The 14,547-nt window shown below is 47.0% G+C and carries 12 protein-coding genes; all 12 read right to left on the bottom strand.

Annotated elements, in window-relative coordinates; genetic code table 11:
* Positions 1 to 54 precede the first annotated feature (54 nt).
* Complete coding sequence (gene upp, locus PAE54_RS03595; protein ID WP_326518466.1) at positions 55 to 690, bottom strand: uracil phosphoribosyltransferase; 636 nt, start codon at positions 688 to 690, stop codon at positions 55 to 57.
* A 112-nt stretch (positions 691 to 802) separates the two neighbouring features.
* Positions 803 to 2,296, bottom strand: coding sequence for an NADH-quinone oxidoreductase subunit NuoN (nuoN, locus tag PAE54_RS03600; protein WP_273777293.1), 1,494 nt, complete (start codon positions 2,294 to 2,296; stop codon positions 803 to 805).
* Between the two features lie 3 nt (positions 2,297 to 2,299).
* Entirely contained in the window at positions 2,300 to 3,907 is a 1,608-nt protein-coding gene (gene nuoM / locus PAE54_RS03605; RefSeq protein ID WP_326518467.1) for an NADH-quinone oxidoreductase subunit M, read from the bottom strand.
* Between the two features lies 1 nt (position 3,908).
* Positions 3,909 to 5,798 carry an NADH-quinone oxidoreductase subunit L gene (nuoL, locus tag PAE54_RS03610; protein ID WP_326518468.1) on the bottom strand — a complete coding sequence of 630 codons (1,890 nt, stop codon included), beginning with the start codon at positions 5,796 to 5,798 and terminating at the stop codon, positions 3,909 to 3,911.
* Complete coding sequence (nuoK, locus tag PAE54_RS03615) at positions 5,795 to 6,103, bottom strand: NADH-quinone oxidoreductase subunit NuoK (protein WP_004987386.1); 309 nt, start codon at positions 6,101 to 6,103, stop codon at positions 5,795 to 5,797. The genes nuoL and nuoK overlap by 4 nt, the downstream gene beginning before the upstream one ends.
* Complete coding sequence (gene nuoJ, locus PAE54_RS03620) at positions 6,103 to 6,621, bottom strand: NADH-quinone oxidoreductase subunit J (RefSeq protein ID WP_273779486.1); 519 nt, start codon at positions 6,619 to 6,621, stop codon at positions 6,103 to 6,105. The genes nuoK and nuoJ overlap by 1 nt, the downstream gene beginning before the upstream one ends.
* Positions 6,621 to 7,163 (bottom strand): NADH-quinone oxidoreductase subunit NuoI, encoded by a 543-nt coding sequence (gene nuoI, locus PAE54_RS03625; protein ID WP_273777296.1) that lies wholly within the window; start codon positions 7,161 to 7,163, stop codon positions 6,621 to 6,623. Before nuoI ends, nuoJ begins: the two co-directional genes overlap by 1 nt.
* A gap of 18 nt (positions 7,164 to 7,181) precedes the next feature.
* The gene (gene nuoH / locus PAE54_RS03630; protein WP_273777297.1) at positions 7,182 to 8,198 is read right to left on the bottom strand and encodes an NADH-quinone oxidoreductase subunit NuoH; all 1,017 of its coding nucleotides are present in this window, start codon (positions 8,196 to 8,198) and stop codon (positions 7,182 to 7,184) included.
* Between the two features lie 2 nt (positions 8,199 to 8,200).
* Positions 8,201 to 10,891: an NADH-quinone oxidoreductase subunit NuoG gene (nuoG, locus tag PAE54_RS03635; RefSeq protein ID WP_326518469.1), complete on the bottom strand. Its 2,691-nt coding sequence runs from the start codon at positions 10,889 to 10,891 to the stop codon at positions 8,201 to 8,203.
* A gap of 11 nt (positions 10,892 to 10,902) precedes the next feature.
* Positions 10,903 to 12,234, bottom strand: coding sequence for an NADH-quinone oxidoreductase subunit NuoF (gene nuoF, locus PAE54_RS03640; RefSeq protein ID WP_273777299.1), 1,332 nt, complete (start codon positions 12,232 to 12,234; stop codon positions 10,903 to 10,905).
* Positions 12,231 to 12,740 (bottom strand): NADH-quinone oxidoreductase subunit NuoE, encoded by a 510-nt coding sequence (nuoE, locus tag PAE54_RS03645; RefSeq protein WP_273777300.1) that lies wholly within the window; start codon positions 12,738 to 12,740, stop codon positions 12,231 to 12,233. The genes nuoF and nuoE overlap by 4 nt, the downstream gene beginning before the upstream one ends.
* Before the next feature lie 14 nt (positions 12,741 to 12,754).
* Positions 12,755 to 14,542, bottom strand: a complete 1,788-nt coding sequence (gene nuoC / locus PAE54_RS03650; protein WP_273777301.1) for an NADH-quinone oxidoreductase subunit C/D — start codon at positions 14,540 to 14,542, stop codon at positions 12,755 to 12,757.
* Positions 14,543 to 14,547 lie beyond the last annotated feature (5 nt).

Raw genomic sequence — 14,547 nt, forward strand, 5'->3', positions numbered from 1 at the left:
GTTTAGTATATAAAAAAGAGGCTGTAAAAGCCTCTTTTCTGACTTCAATTTCGTTTAGTCTTTCTGCACACTGCCAAAAATCTTGTCACCTGCATCTCCCAGCCCAGGAATGATATAGCCTTGCTCATTTAAACCCTCATCAATAGATGCAGTAAAAATACGGACATCGGGATGTGCAGCTTCTACTTTAGCGATCCCTTCCGGGGCTGCTACTAATACCATGACACGGATATCCTTACAACCACTAGCTTTGAGCACATCAATTGCCGCAATCAGGGAGGAACCGGTCGCGAGCATTGGGTCAATGATCATGGCAATGCGGTTTTCCACATCAGGAACCAGTTTTTTGTAGTAGGTACGGGCTTGCAAAGTCTGCTCATCACGCTCTAAGCCTAAAACGGAAACCTTAGCGCTTGGAATCAGATTGAGGAAACCATCCAACATCCCAATACCGGCACGTAAAATCGGAACAACGGTAATTTTCTTCCCGGCAATCCTTTGCGTCACTACGGGTCCTGCCCAACCTTCAATTTCCTGATCTTCAACAGCAAGATCTTTCGTCGCTTCGTAGGTCAGCAACATTGTGACTTCTTGAGCCAATTCACGGAAATTTTTGGTACTAATTCCAGCACGGCGTAATATGCCTAGTTTATGACGGATCAGCGGATGACGAATTTCTTGGATGGGCACGGGAGAACACCTAAATAACGAAAAAGCATATTTTTTCATTATAAAGGTTTTTAACAATTGGTATAAGAAAAGCCCCCAATTTAGGAGGCTTTTTTATAGTATCAAGTCAAACTTATCGTTGCGTCAACATGAAATGTAATGGCGATAAGATCTCAGCCTGAAGGGCTAATTTGATCAGTGGATCTGGATAAATACCAATCACCAAAACCAAAGCTGCCGCTGCAAGCACCATGATACCGCCCACTTTTTGACCCCAATGCTTGTCAGCATCGATACGTGGTGTTTCTGGTGGTGTCATATACATGACGATCATCACGCGTAGGTAGTAGTACAAACCAATACCAGAACCCACAATAATCATAGCCGCCAAGAACCAATGTTGTGTTGTAACTGCAGCCATCACCACCAAGAACTTACCAATGAAGCCAGCAGTGAGTGGAATACCGGCCAATGACAACATCATCACGGTTAAAGTCGCAGTCAACACTGGACGGCGCCAGAATAAACCACGGTAGTCGGCAAGGGTTTGTGCTTCATCCAAGTTATTATATGGACTAGACATCAACGCAACTGCACCGAAAGCACCGATCGTAGTCAACACATAAGTCACGACATAAACGCTTACGCTACCTAAACTTGCATAAGTCATGCTGATAATCGCAATTAACAGATAACCAAAGTGTGCAATTGAAGAGTAAGCCAAAATACGTTTCAAGTTGACCTGACGTACTGCAAGCAAGTTACCCACCAAGATTGAAAGCACTGCAATGATCGTAATAATCGTTACGATCGAATCAACCATGATGGCACCGGAAGTTAACAAGTAACGCACGAACAGACCAATGGTTGCCACTTTCGCAGCAGTTGCCAAGAAAGTTGCGATTGGTGCTGGTGCACCTGCGTACACGTCTGGTGTCCATTTGTGGAATGGTGCAAGTGATAACTTGAATGCTACCGCAAAGATGATCAAGCCTAGACCTAAAATCACCATTGGCTGCTTTAACGCTTCCATAAATGCTTGTACAGAGTCATAGAATGACAATGAACCGGTATAGGCGTAGATGTATGCCATACCCATCAGCAACATCGCTGAAGCGGTCGCAGAAAGTACCAGATATTTCACACCGGCTTCGAGCGATTGGCTACGCTGATGCGTATAAGCCAATAGACCATAGACTGGAATAGACATCAATTCCAGGCTAATGAAGAACGCCGCATAATGTGCACTCGCCACCATCAACATGGCACCTGCAACCGAACACAGCATCAATAGATACAGTTCTTCACGGTTATCTTGATACGATTCAATATAAGCATGTGACAAGGTTGAACATGCCAATGCCGCAATCAGAATGACCAACTGGTACAGCAAGGTGAACGGGTCAATCATAAACATGCCCATCACGTTGGCTGGTGCAAAAGCACCGCCAAACATGGTGAGTAAGATATAAAGACCGGCAAGGTTTAAGCCCACCACAGACGCTGTTGCAATTAAATTATGGTTACGTTTAATTGAGGTGAGAATCATCACCACGACCGCGGTTAACGCCACGATCATCACAGGCGCCAATGGCATGAGCTGTGCAAAAGACATTGTGAAGTTCATGGCTTATTGGATCTCCACATTTTCGAGTTGAGTCGCGGTTTGTTGTACCGCTTCAACTGCTTCTTGAACTGGAATGTAGCTATTCGCTAACCACGCCATACTTGAGTTAGACACATCAAGGAAGGTTTGTGGGTAGAGACCAAGCCAGACTAAACCAAACGCACAAATCAGTAGGATACCCAATTCACGTGCATTGAGATCTTTTAACGGGTTAGCGTGATGCTGTTTTTGCTCTTCATTTGGTGTACCAAACAAAGCACGATGGATCAGGATCAAACCGTACAAACCAGCAAACACTAAGCTAACTGCAGCAATGATGGTAAAGGTTGGGAACTTCGCGAATGAACCCATCAAGATCAGGAATTCACCGATAAAGTTACCTAGACCCGGAATACCGACCAGTGCAGAGATAAAGAACATCAAGAAGAACGCAAGATAGCCAAACTGACCACGCATACCGCCCATCAAACGCATGTCACGGGTATGAACACGTTCGTAGATCTGACCACACATGATGAACAATGCTGCAGAAGACAGACCATGTGCCAACATCATGATCATCAAACCTTGATAGGTCAGGATGTTTCCTGCATACAACGCAAGCAGTACAAAGCCCATGTGCGAAATTGACGTGTAAGCCAAGAGGCGTTTCATGTCGGTTTGCTGGAAAGCACACCATGCACCGTAGAACACACCGATCAAACCGAAAATGATCGCGATATCTGCAAATTGCGCAGATGCTGCCGGGAAGAATGGCATTACGAAACGTAATAAACCATAAGCCGCTGTCTTGATCAGGATACCGGCCAAGTCAACAGAACCCGCGGTAGGTGCCTGTGCATGCGCATCAGGTAACCAGCCGTGTAGCGGGAACACTGGAAGTTTTACTGCGAAACCGATGAACATACAGATCATCAAGGCATACGCAACTGATGGAACTTGTGCATCAAGCGTATTCGCTACACCTAGCAAGTAGTTGTAATCGAAGCCAATCATACCTGTCATCATGTAACCATAGATCACTAGACCTAGGATACCGATTAGCATGATCAAACCTGCAACTTGGGTATAGATGAAAAACTTGGTCGCTGCATATACACGTGACTTGCCATCTGCTCCCTTATGGCCCCAAAGGGCAATCAAGAAGTAGATTGGAACCAGCATCATCTCCCAGAAGAAGAAGAACAGGAACAAGTCGATCGCCAAGAATACGCCAATCACCCCACCCAATGACCAAAGTAGGTTCAAGTGGAAGAAGCCCACATGCTTCTGGATCTCACCCCATGAACAGCCTACTGCCAGTACACCGAGTAATGCAGTCAAGCCCACCATGAGTAAAGAAAGGCCATCCAGCGCAAGATGGATGTTAATCCCTAAAGTCTGAATCCACGGTAAATAGAATTCAGCTGACCAGGTTGGAACTTTTTGTCCCAACTCATAATTAAAGTTACCACTTTGCCATAATGAAATGGTTAAGCCCAAAGTCACGAGCATACCAATCAAGGCAATCCAACGAGGGAGATGTTGGTCAACTTTGTCGACCAACCAGCATACAAAACCTGCAATGAACGGAACGAGGATCAGCGCGGGTAAAATCAAATTGTTTTCCATTTTATTTCCCCACTACCTGAATCACGATCAAGATCATCAGTAGAACGACAACACCAAATGACATGCTTGAAGCATATTCACGCAACGAACCCGTTTGACGTGAACTGGTAAAGCTGTTGCCACCTTTGACAAGTGCTGGCAATACCAACCACAAACCGTCAATTGGGTCACGACCCAAGATCTTCGCGATGAGCAAATAAGGTTGAACAAACACGATGTTATACAGTGCATCAAAACCAAGTGCATTACGGCAAATATTTGCAAGACCTGCACCCAATGAAGTTTGAGCAAAGCTCTTCACTGCATTGTAGGCAAAAGCAAACAGAATGATGCCGACCACAAGACCTGCAAGAGCAATACCAACAGCGGTATATTCAGCCGTATGTACACCTGCTTCTAATGCTTCAGGAATAACAAATGCTGGAATTTTAGCCGAATTCAGGATCGCTTCTACCGGCGCTTTTAACACATATGCGAGACCAGTTGAAAGTACCGCCAAGATCGCAAGAGGCCCCCAATAGGTAACGCCCTTGATTTCGTGATAATGGGTTTTTTCTTCGCCGAAGAATACCACCCAGATCAAACGGAAAGTATAAATTGAAGTTAAGAATGCACCCGCAACACCAACCCAGTACAAACTGTTATACACGGCAACGGCTTGACCTTGTGCCCAAACTGCACCCAAGATCGCATCTTTAGAGAAGAAACCGATGGTAACAAACGGAATCGCAGCAAGTGCACCGCCACCAATCGCGAAGCAGGCAAACAGGAATTTGTTACGCTTGAACAAACCACCCATTTTGAAAATGTTCTGTTCGTGATGGTAAGCCAGAATCACCGCACCTGAAGACAAGAATAATAATGCCTTGAAGAATGCGTGAGTGAGCATATGGAACAGACCTGCTTGGTACGCTTCAGCACCAACCGCCATGAACATATAACCCAGCTGACTCATAGTTGAGTAAGCCAAGATACGTTTGATATCGGTTTGTACCAATGCTGCAAAACCAGCAACCAGCAAAGTCACTGCACCGGTAATCGCGATGAACTGCAAGACTTCAGGTGCCATTTCAAACACGGTGTAAGTACGGCAAGTCAAATATACGCCCGCAGTTACCATGGTCGCTGCGTGGATCAAGGCAGACACCGGTGTCGGACCTGCCATCGCATCGGCTAACCAGGTTTGGAGCGGAATCTGCGCTGATTTACCTGCAGCACCCAAGAACAACATCAACGCTGTCCAGATGGAAAGCGATGAGCTTTGAGTCATCACGGTCGCTGCATGTTCTACGATGTACTGGATGTTCAAGGTACCAAACTGTTGGTAAAGCAAGAACAATGCAATCAGCAAGAATACGTCACCGATACGGGTCACGGTAAATGCTTTGATTGCAGCCCATCCATTCGCAGGATTTGAATAGTAGAAACCAATCAATAGGTATGAACACAGACCTACACCTTCCCAACCGAGGAACAACAACGCCAAGTTGTCACCCAGCACCAATAACAGCATGCTGGTTACGAACAGGTTGAAGTAAGAGAAGAAGCGCGCATAGCCCTCTTCGCCACGCATATACCAAGAGGCAAAGATGTGGATCAAGAAACCAACACCGGTGATCATGCCCATCATCAATAAGGACAAGCCATCAAGGTGCAAGCTGAATGCAGGTGCAAAACCACCGACATTGAACCACGTCCAAAGATGTTGAACGTGCGTCACTGAACCATTATTAACGAAGTCCATACCAGCGATCAGCGCAAACAGTGCTGAAAGACCAACGGAACCCACACCAATAATCGCTGCCACTGTTTCAGGCAGCTTGTCACGCCCTGCCGCTAATAAAAGGAAACCGATTAGCGGAAATAATACTGTTAAATATAAATAACTCATCCGCGCATCTCACTAGCAGCATCCACATCCAGGTGATGGAAGCGATGGTAGAACTGGAGGACGATCGCAAGACCAATACATGCCTCTGCTGCAGCCAAGGTCAGGATCAAGATGAACATGATCTGTCCATCCGGTTGTGCCCAGGCACTGCCTGCCAGAACGAATGCCAACGCAGCGGCATTCATCATGATCTCAAGGCTCATTAACATAAACAAAAGGTTACGTCGCACCATTACACCGTAAAAACCGAGTGCAAAAAGAATGGTTGCAACGATCAAACCATGTTCTAAAGGGATATTACCCATTATTCTTTTTCCTCTTCTGCACTTGGTTCACGTTTACCTAGATGGTATGCCGCTACTAGCGCAGCCAGTAACAACATTGCGGCAACTTCAACCAATAATAAATAGTGTGTAAAGAGTGCTTGACCAACGGCTTTAGGACCAATCACTTCTTTGCCCAAAGTGAGACCCGCAACGGTATAGTCTGAGCCAAGCATCCAAACCAAGACCAAGCCTAACAAGAAGCTCATCAAGGCTGGATAAGCCCACGCCGAAGAATTCAACCATTTCGATTCCTGCTCAACGGTTTGCTGCCCCAAATTCAGCATCATCACCACGAACACGAACAACACCATGATTGCCCCGGCATACACAATGATCTCAAGCGCACCAGCAAATGGTGCACCCACGATCATGAAAATACCCGCTACAGCAAGCAGCGATACAATCAAGCTCAATAATGCATGGACTGGATTCGTGTTAGTCACAACACGAACAGTCGAGATAATGGCCACGAGAGCCATCAGATAAAATGGCCACATCATGGTAATAAACTCCGTACATCCACAGGTGCACTTTCTTTTTGTGCTTGACCTTTGTCCTTACCTGTAACTGCCATACCGGTTACGCGGTAGAAATTATAGTCTGGATATTTACCTGGACCTGAAATAAGCAAGTTTTCTTTTTCATAGACCAAGTCTTGACGAACATATTCACCCAACTCGAAATCTGGAGTCAGCTGAATCGCAGTCGTTGGACATGCTTCTTCACACATCCCGCAGAAAATACAGCGTGAGAAGTTAATACGGAAAAATTCCGGATACCAACGACCATCTTCTTTTTCTGCTTTTTGTAATGAAATACAGCCTACTGGACAAGCAACCGCACACAGGTTACAAGCCACACAACGCTCTTCGCCATCTGGGTCACGCGTCAGGATAATACGACCACGGTAACGTGGTGGTACGATTTCAGCGGCTGGCACTTCTGGATAAAGGATGGTGTCACGTTTACGTGTCACGTGGGTAAAAACCATCCACAATGACCGTACAACGGACCCAACTCCAGCTAGAAACTTAAACATTCTGTTCTCCCTGCTGTCTTAGGCCGCTTGATTCATAAGAATCACAGCACCAGTCACCAACAAATTGACAAGCGCCAGTGGCAAACAAATCTTCCAACCAAAGTTCATGACCTGGTCATAACGTGGACGCATTAAAGAACCACGCGCCAAGACAAACATCATCACGAAGAATGCTGTTTTAATCACGAACCAGAACACTGGTGGAACAAACGGAATTTCAATATTGAATGGCGCTAACCAGCCACCAAAGAATAACGTTACGATCAAGGCAGAGATCAGCACCACGTTGACGTATTCGGCAACGAAGAACATCCCCCATTTCATACCACCGTATTCGACATGGTAACCTTCGGCCAATTCTTGTTCTGCTTCCGGTTGGTCAAATGGATGACGGTGCGTGACCGCTACCCCTGCCACGACGAAAATCATAAAGCCGATGAATTGTGGAATAACAAACCAAACATCACGTTGCGCTTCAACGATTTCACGCAGATTGAATGAACCCGCAATCGCGACCACGCCCATGAGCGAGATACCCAAGAACACTTCATACGAAATGGTTTGAGCCGCCGAACGCAGACCACCTAACAGTGAGTATTTGTTGTTTGAAGACCAGCCACCGAACAGTACGGCATAGACCGCAATACCCGCCATTGCCATAAAGAACAACAGGCCAATGCTCATATCCGCCACACCCAAAGATGGTGATACCGGGATCACCATAAATGAGAGCACTGCAGTTGCCATCGCAACAGCAGGTGCCAAACGGAAAGTTAATTTATCGGCAAACTTTGGTGTCCAGTCTTCTTTGAACATGATTTTCAACATGTCCGCGACGATCTGGAACATACCACCAGGACCCACACGGTTTGGACCGTAACGGTCCTGCCACCATGCCAGTAGACGACGTTCAATGAACGACATCAATGCAGCTACCAGTACCACCACCAAGAGGACAACAATCGCTTGTACGACCAGGAATGTCGTTTCCCAACCTGTTGCCCATTCTGGTAGAACGCGTAAAGATTCATTCATGATTACACTCCTACCGCAGTTTCTACTGATACAGGCTCAGCAAGAGAAACCGTTGGTGCTAAACCAATTGGATAACCAATATAACCTGTAGGTAAATATTCGATCACTTGTACAGGAAGGCTCACAGTGGTGTCACCGGCTTTCACTGTCACGCGTTGACCATCTTTCAGATTCAAACGAGTTGCATCCTGTTCACCCACTGCGAACACCGCTTCAGGAATACGTGATTCCATAGCTGGAGTCTTGATCGTGAATTCACCAGATGCAAAGATGTGGTGCATTGGAACCAGACGGAAACTTGCTGGATTTGCTACAACCGCACTTGGTGCTACATAAGAACGTGCAGGACGTTTTGGTAGACGGTCAAATAAACGAATACCAGAGTCACCACCTTTCAAATGGCCGCCCACTTCATCTTGGTATTTGTTCCAAGATTGCGGCGAGTTCCAGCCTGGTGCCCAAGCAAATGGCACAAGTGCCGCTTTCGTTTCAGAACCCACATAACCTTCCATAGAGAACGTTAATGCCGAATCTGGATCGGTTGGCTGTTTAGGCTCATGAATCGATAATGGCGCACGCATCGCAGTACGACCTGAATAACGGCGTGGTTCACGCGCAATTTTCAAGCCATGGACACGGTAGCCAGCATCTGGCGCAACGTCTTGAATGGCTTCAAGTACCGGAACATTTCTCACGACAGATTCAATCACGTCATCCAGTACAGTCCAGTCAATCGCTTTGCCTTGAATACCGGTTTCAATCGCATGTAACCAGCGCCAAGATTCCTTGATTGCGTATTCCGGATTGTAGTAGCTTGGGTCATACACTTGGTAGAAACGCTGTGCACGGCCTTCTTGGCTGACCACAGTACCGTCACCTTCCGCAAAGCTCGCTGCAGAAAGCACGATGTCGGCCTGTTTAACGGTTTCTGTTTCAGAGTGATCTAACACAATTACTTTTTCAGCTTTCGCCAATGCGGCAGTCACCTGAGGTGCAGGCAAACGACGGAAGATGTCATTTTCAACAACCACCAGAGTGTCATAGTCTTGCGCAAAGGCTTGTTCTAGGCTTAAGCCACCGAGCAGCGCCAAGCCCATCGAGTTCACTTCAGGCACCACCAGACTTAAACCGGCATTTGCACCCAAGTTTTGTGTCAATTGTGCTGCTGCTTCCATGATGGCCGCATCCTGCAAGCTGGTACCTGCAATCACCAATGGTTTTTTCGCTGCTTTTAGCGTGTCTGCAATAGTTTGTGCAAAGGCTTTCGCATCATCATCCAAACCAAGCACTGTTTCACCAGCAACCGCTGCTGCCACGGCAAAACCTAAACGCGCGATATCGTTTGGAGAAGCAACCACTTCACCGGTTGCTACATCAGACAAACGGGTTTGCGTTGCCGCCAAGATATAAATTGGAGATTTCGCATCCTGACCGATACGTTGAACAGGTTCAGCCAGCCATTCTTGCGTACGACGCTCTGCCGCCATTTCTTTGGCTTTGTTTTTCGCTGCTTGACGAACAGACAGAGCCATACGTGGCGCAGTTTGCGTCAGGTCTTCACCCAAAATCAACACAGCATCATAGCTTTCGATTTCACGCATGTTCGGGTTATGAATACCCTCGGTTTGCATGATCGATGCTGCAAGCTCAATCAGGCCCTGCTCTTTTTGTGACATACCGGTTGAATAGTTGTCCTGACCGACCAGTTCACGAAGTGCATAGTTCGATTCAAGGCTGGCACGTGGCGAACCGATACCCAAGACTTTTTTGCCTTGAATTGTGGCGATCACCTGATCCAATGCCTGATCCACCGATACAGTTTCAATTGCCCCCGCACCACGGAACTGTGGCTGACGTGGACGGTCTGCACGGTTGACATAACCGGTACCGAAACGGCCTTTGTCGCAGAGGAAGTATTGGTTCACTTCACCGTTGAAACGGTTTTCTACACGACGCAACTCACCATAACGCTCACCCGGAGAGATGTTACAACCTGAAGAACAGCCTTGGCAGACGCTTGGCGCATACTGCATGTCCCATTTACGGTTATAGCGTGCAGAATGCGTTTTGTCGGTGAATACGCCTGTTGGGCAGATCTCGGTCAAGTTACCGGAGAATTCTGATTCCAACGTGCCTGATTCTGGACGACCAAAATACACACGTGACGCATTGGCATACACACCAAAGTCAGTACCGCCCGCGTAGTCCTTGTAGTAACGGACACAACGGTAACATGCGATACAACGGTTCATTTCATGTGCAATAAACGAACCGAGTTCTTGGTTGTAGTGCGTACGCTTGGTGAAACGGTAACGACGACGGTCATGCTGTGTCATTACAGTCATATCTTGTAAATGACAGTGACCACCTTCTTCACAGACTGGACAGTCGTGTGGGTGGTTGGTCATCAAAAACTCGACCACAGAAGCACGGAAATCCACCGCTTCTTTGTCTTCGATCGAGATATAGGTATTGTCAGATGCCGGTGTCATACATGACATGACCAAACGACCACGCGTATCTTCTGCGTTTGCGTACTGGGTCACAGCACATTGACGGCAAGAGCCGACAGAACCTAAGGATGGATGCCAACAAAAATATGGGATGTCGATGCCCAGACTCAAACATGCTTGCAGCAAGTTTTCCGAGCCATTGACTTCGTACGATTTTCCATCGACATGAATGGTAGCCATAGTCGAATTCCTTAAGCTTGTTCTACGTTGCTAGCTTGAGCGGCCGCATTTACGACTTTTGCTTCAAACTCGCCACGGAAATGTTTGAGTGCGCCCATGAGTGGTTCCATCGCACCTGGAGCGTGGGCACAAAAAGTTTTACCAATCCATAATTTACGAGTCAGTTCTTGTAAATGATCGATATCTTCCTGTTTTCCTTCACCATTTTCCAGCGCTTTTAACGCTTTCACGGCCCAAGGCAGACCATCACGGCAAGGTGTACACCAGCCACATGATTCACGTGCAAAGAATTCTTCTAAGTTACGGGTTGCTGAAACCATACATTGGGTTTCATCAACAACCATCAACAAACAGGTCCCCAAACGTGATCCTGCTTTCATGATACTTTCCGCATCCATTGGAAGGTCGATGTGTTCAGCAGCCAAGAAGTCTGTTGATGCACCACCTGGCAACCACGCTTTGAGTTTTAAACCATCGCGCATACCACCAGCATGTTCTTCAATCACTTCACGTGCTGTAGTACCAAATGGCAATTCCCATAGACCCGGGAATTTCACCTTGCCTGATGCACCATAAATTTTGGTGCCTGGATCTTTCGATTTACCCGCAGACAAACCGATATACCATTCAGGACCGCGCAACATAATCGCTGGCAAGTTATTGTAGGTCTCTACGTTGTTGACAATCGTAGGACGACCCCAAGCCCCTGCAACCTGCGGGAATGGTGGTTTGGTACGCGGGTTGGCACGGCGGCCTTCAAGCGAGTTAATCAATGCGGTTTCTTCACCACAGATATAACGGCCTGCACCAGTGTGCACATACATTTCGAAGTTCCAGCCAGTGCCCAGGATGTTTTCACCCAAGTAGCCTTTGGCACGGATCTGCTCAAGCGCTTCATTTAAATATTGCGCTGCTTCAATGTATTCACCACGGATAAAGATATAACCATGAGTGGCTTCAAGGGTATAACCTGCTATCAGCATCCCTTCGATCAATTGATGTGGAAGTTTTTCCATCAACAAACGGTCTTTGAAGGTACCTGGTTCCATCTCATCGGCATTACAAATCAGGTAACGAGGACCTGAGTTGTCATTCGGTGCCATCAATGACCATTTAATACCTGCTGGGAAGCCTGCACCACCACGACCTTTTACCGTTGCCGCTTTAATGATTTCAAGAACATCTTTCGGTGGCATGGTCACGGCTTTTTTGAAGCCCGCGTAACCCTCTAGTGCTTCATAATCGTCCGCACTACGCACATGTTCTTGTTTGCTCAAACGCCAGGTTAATGGATGGGTTTCTGGGTTACCGTCACCATAAATTGGTTTTGGTTCGGTATTCATACATACTTCTCCAGTAACTGTTTAATTGATGTCACTTCAACTAGACCGTGAGTATCTTCATCAATCATCAACGTTGGACCTTTGTCGCAGTTGCCTAGGCAGCAAATCGGCAGCAAAGTGAAGCGGCCATCGGTCGTGGTTTGACCGAACTGGATCCCCAATTCACGCTGGAATGCTTCAGCCAAAGTTTCCGCCCCCATCAGGAAGCAGGCAATCGAATCACATAACAAAATTACGTGACGGCCAACCGGCTGACGGTAAATACGGTTATAGAAAGTAGCAACACCTTCTAAATCTGCAACACTAATCGTCAACAGTTGTGCAATCGCATTCAGCTGCGCGTCATCTACCCAGCCATTACGGCGCTGTACACACTTCAAGGCATCTAGCGATGCCGCACGTGGGTACGGATAGTGACCAATGTGATGTTCAATTTCGTGAATTTCGTCCGCAGTCAAAATCCCTTCAACATTCACGCGTGGCTTTTTATCAGTCAAAATCATCATAATGCGTTTACCCCTTAGCGATCCACGTCAGCCATAACCACGTCAATGGTCGCTAAATAAATGATCAAGTCAGATACCAGACTGCCGTTAATCACGGAAGGCATTTGCTGCAAATGCGTGAAGGTCGGTGTACGAATACGGGTACGGTAACTCATGGTCGACTTGTCAGAAGTCAGATAATAAGTACTCGCGCCTTTCACCACTTCAGTCATGAAGGATGACTCACCTGCAGGCATGACAGGACCCCAAGAAACGCTCAAGAAGTGCGTAATCAAGGTTTCAATATCTTGTAATGTCTTGTCTTTTGGTGGTGGAACAGCCAATGGGTGATCCGCTTTATAAGGACCCGATGGCATGTTATCCAGACACTGCTGAATGATCTTCAATGACTCGGTGATTTCACGGAAGTGCACCAAGACACGTGCGTAAGCGTCACCTTCGTATTCCACTGGAACGTCGAAATCAAAGTTTTCATAGCCACTGTACGGACGGTATTTACGTACGTCGAAGTCAATACCTGTTGCACGTAAACCGGTACCAGTGACACCCCATGCCAATGCCGATTTTGCATCGTATTGCGCCACATTACGGGTACGACCGATAAACACCGAGTTTTTCAATGCCGCGGTATAGTATTCGTTCAGACGTTTTGGCATCCATTCGAGCAGTTCACGCACCAGTTTTTGCCAGTTGTTTGGCAAATCGTGTGCTGTACCACCAATACGGAACCAAGCTGGGTGCATACGGTAACCGGTGATCGCCTCAACGATGTCATAGACTTTTTGACGGTCTGCGAACATGTAGAAAACTGGCGTCATACCACCAGCATCCTGAATCGCCGTACCACAGAACAACAAGTGGTTATTAATACGGAACAATTCGTTCAGCATCACACGGATGACCTGCGCACGCTCAGGCACTTTAATGCCTGCAAGCTGCTCAACCGCCATCACGTATGGCATGTTTTGCGCACAACCACCCAAGTAATCAACACGGTCAGTATAAGGAATGAAAGAGTGCCAGGTTTGGCGCTCAGCCATCTTTTCCACACCACGGTGGTGATAACCGATATCAGGCACACAGTCTTTAACTTCTTCACCATCCAACTGCAAAACCACACGGAACGCACCGTGCGCAGATGGATGGTTCGGACCCAAGTTCAGGAACATGAAGTCTTCATCAGCATTGCCACGTTTTAGACCCCAATCTTCCGGGACAAAACGTAAATGCTCTTGTTCGAAATCCTGTTTGGCTTGGTTCTGCATATACGGCGTATATTCTGTCGCACGTGCAGAATATTCTTTACGTAGCGGATGACCTTCCCAGTAGGTTGGCAACAAGATACGACGGAGCATTGGATGCCCTTCGAAATTGATGCCGAACATGTCATACGCTTCACGTTCGTACCAGTTGGCATTTGGCCAGATATTGGTTGCCGTTGGAATGTTCAGATCATTCTCGTTTAACGCAACCTTGATACGGATATCACTGTTACGCTCTAGCGATAACAGGTGATAGAACACGGTAAAGTCAGATGCTGGCAAACCGTCACGATGAACACGTAAACGTTCATCCATCGCAGACAAGTCAAACAGCATGACATAAGGACGTTCCACTTTACGCAGGAACATGAGGACTTCTTGCACGCGTGCGCGCTCAACCCAGACAGTTGGAAACTCTTCACAAGTTGCCTGCACGTAGAAATTCTCACCAAATTTGGTTTTGAGCTCTTCTACAATTGCAAATGCTGGGCGTGAGTCAACAGTCGTCGACTCTGGCATAGCAATGTCAGTTTCAGCCATTGGCT

The sequence above is a fragment of the Acinetobacter minutum genome (assembly GCF_035916735.1).
Classification (GTDB): Bacteria; Pseudomonadota; Gammaproteobacteria; order Pseudomonadales; family Moraxellaceae; genus Acinetobacter.

Bases quoted from the DNA above. Each gene is read 5' to 3' on its own strand.
- nuoN (WP_273777293.1), bottom strand. From the start codon at position 2,296: ATGAACTTCACAATGTCTTTTGCACAGCTCATGCCATTGGCGCCTGTG.
- nuoM (WP_326518467.1), bottom strand. From the start codon at position 3,907: ATGGAAAACAATTTGATTTTACCCGCGCTGATCCTCGTTCCGTTCATT.
- nuoL (WP_326518468.1), bottom strand. From the start codon at position 5,798: ATGAGTTATTTATATTTAACAGTATTATTTCCGCTAATCGGTTTCCTT.
- nuoK (WP_004987386.1), bottom strand. From the start codon at position 6,103: ATGGGTAATATCCCTTTAGAACATGGTTTGATCGTTGCAACCATTCTT.
- nuoJ (WP_273779486.1), bottom strand. From the start codon at position 6,621: ATGTGGCCATTTTATCTGATGGCTCTCGTGGCCATTATCTCGACTGTT.
- nuoI (WP_273777296.1), bottom strand. From the start codon at position 7,163: ATGTTTAAGTTTCTAGCTGGAGTTGGGTCCGTTGTACGGTCATTGTGG.
- nuoH (WP_273777297.1), bottom strand. From the start codon at position 8,198: ATGAATGAATCTTTACGCGTTCTACCAGAATGGGCAACAGGTTGGGAA.
- nuoG (WP_326518469.1), bottom strand. From the start codon at position 10,891: ATGGCTACCATTCATGTCGATGGAAAATCGTACGAAGTCAATGGCTCG.
- nuoF (WP_273777299.1), bottom strand. From the start codon at position 12,234: ATGAATACCGAACCAAAACCAATTTATGGTGACGGTAACCCAGAAACC.
- nuoE (WP_273777300.1), bottom strand. From the start codon at position 12,740: ATGATGATTTTGACTGATAAAAAGCCACGCGTGAATGTTGAAGGGATT.
- nuoC (WP_273777301.1), bottom strand. From the start codon at position 14,542: ATGGCTGAAACTGACATTGCTATGCCAGAGTCGACGACTGTTGACTCA.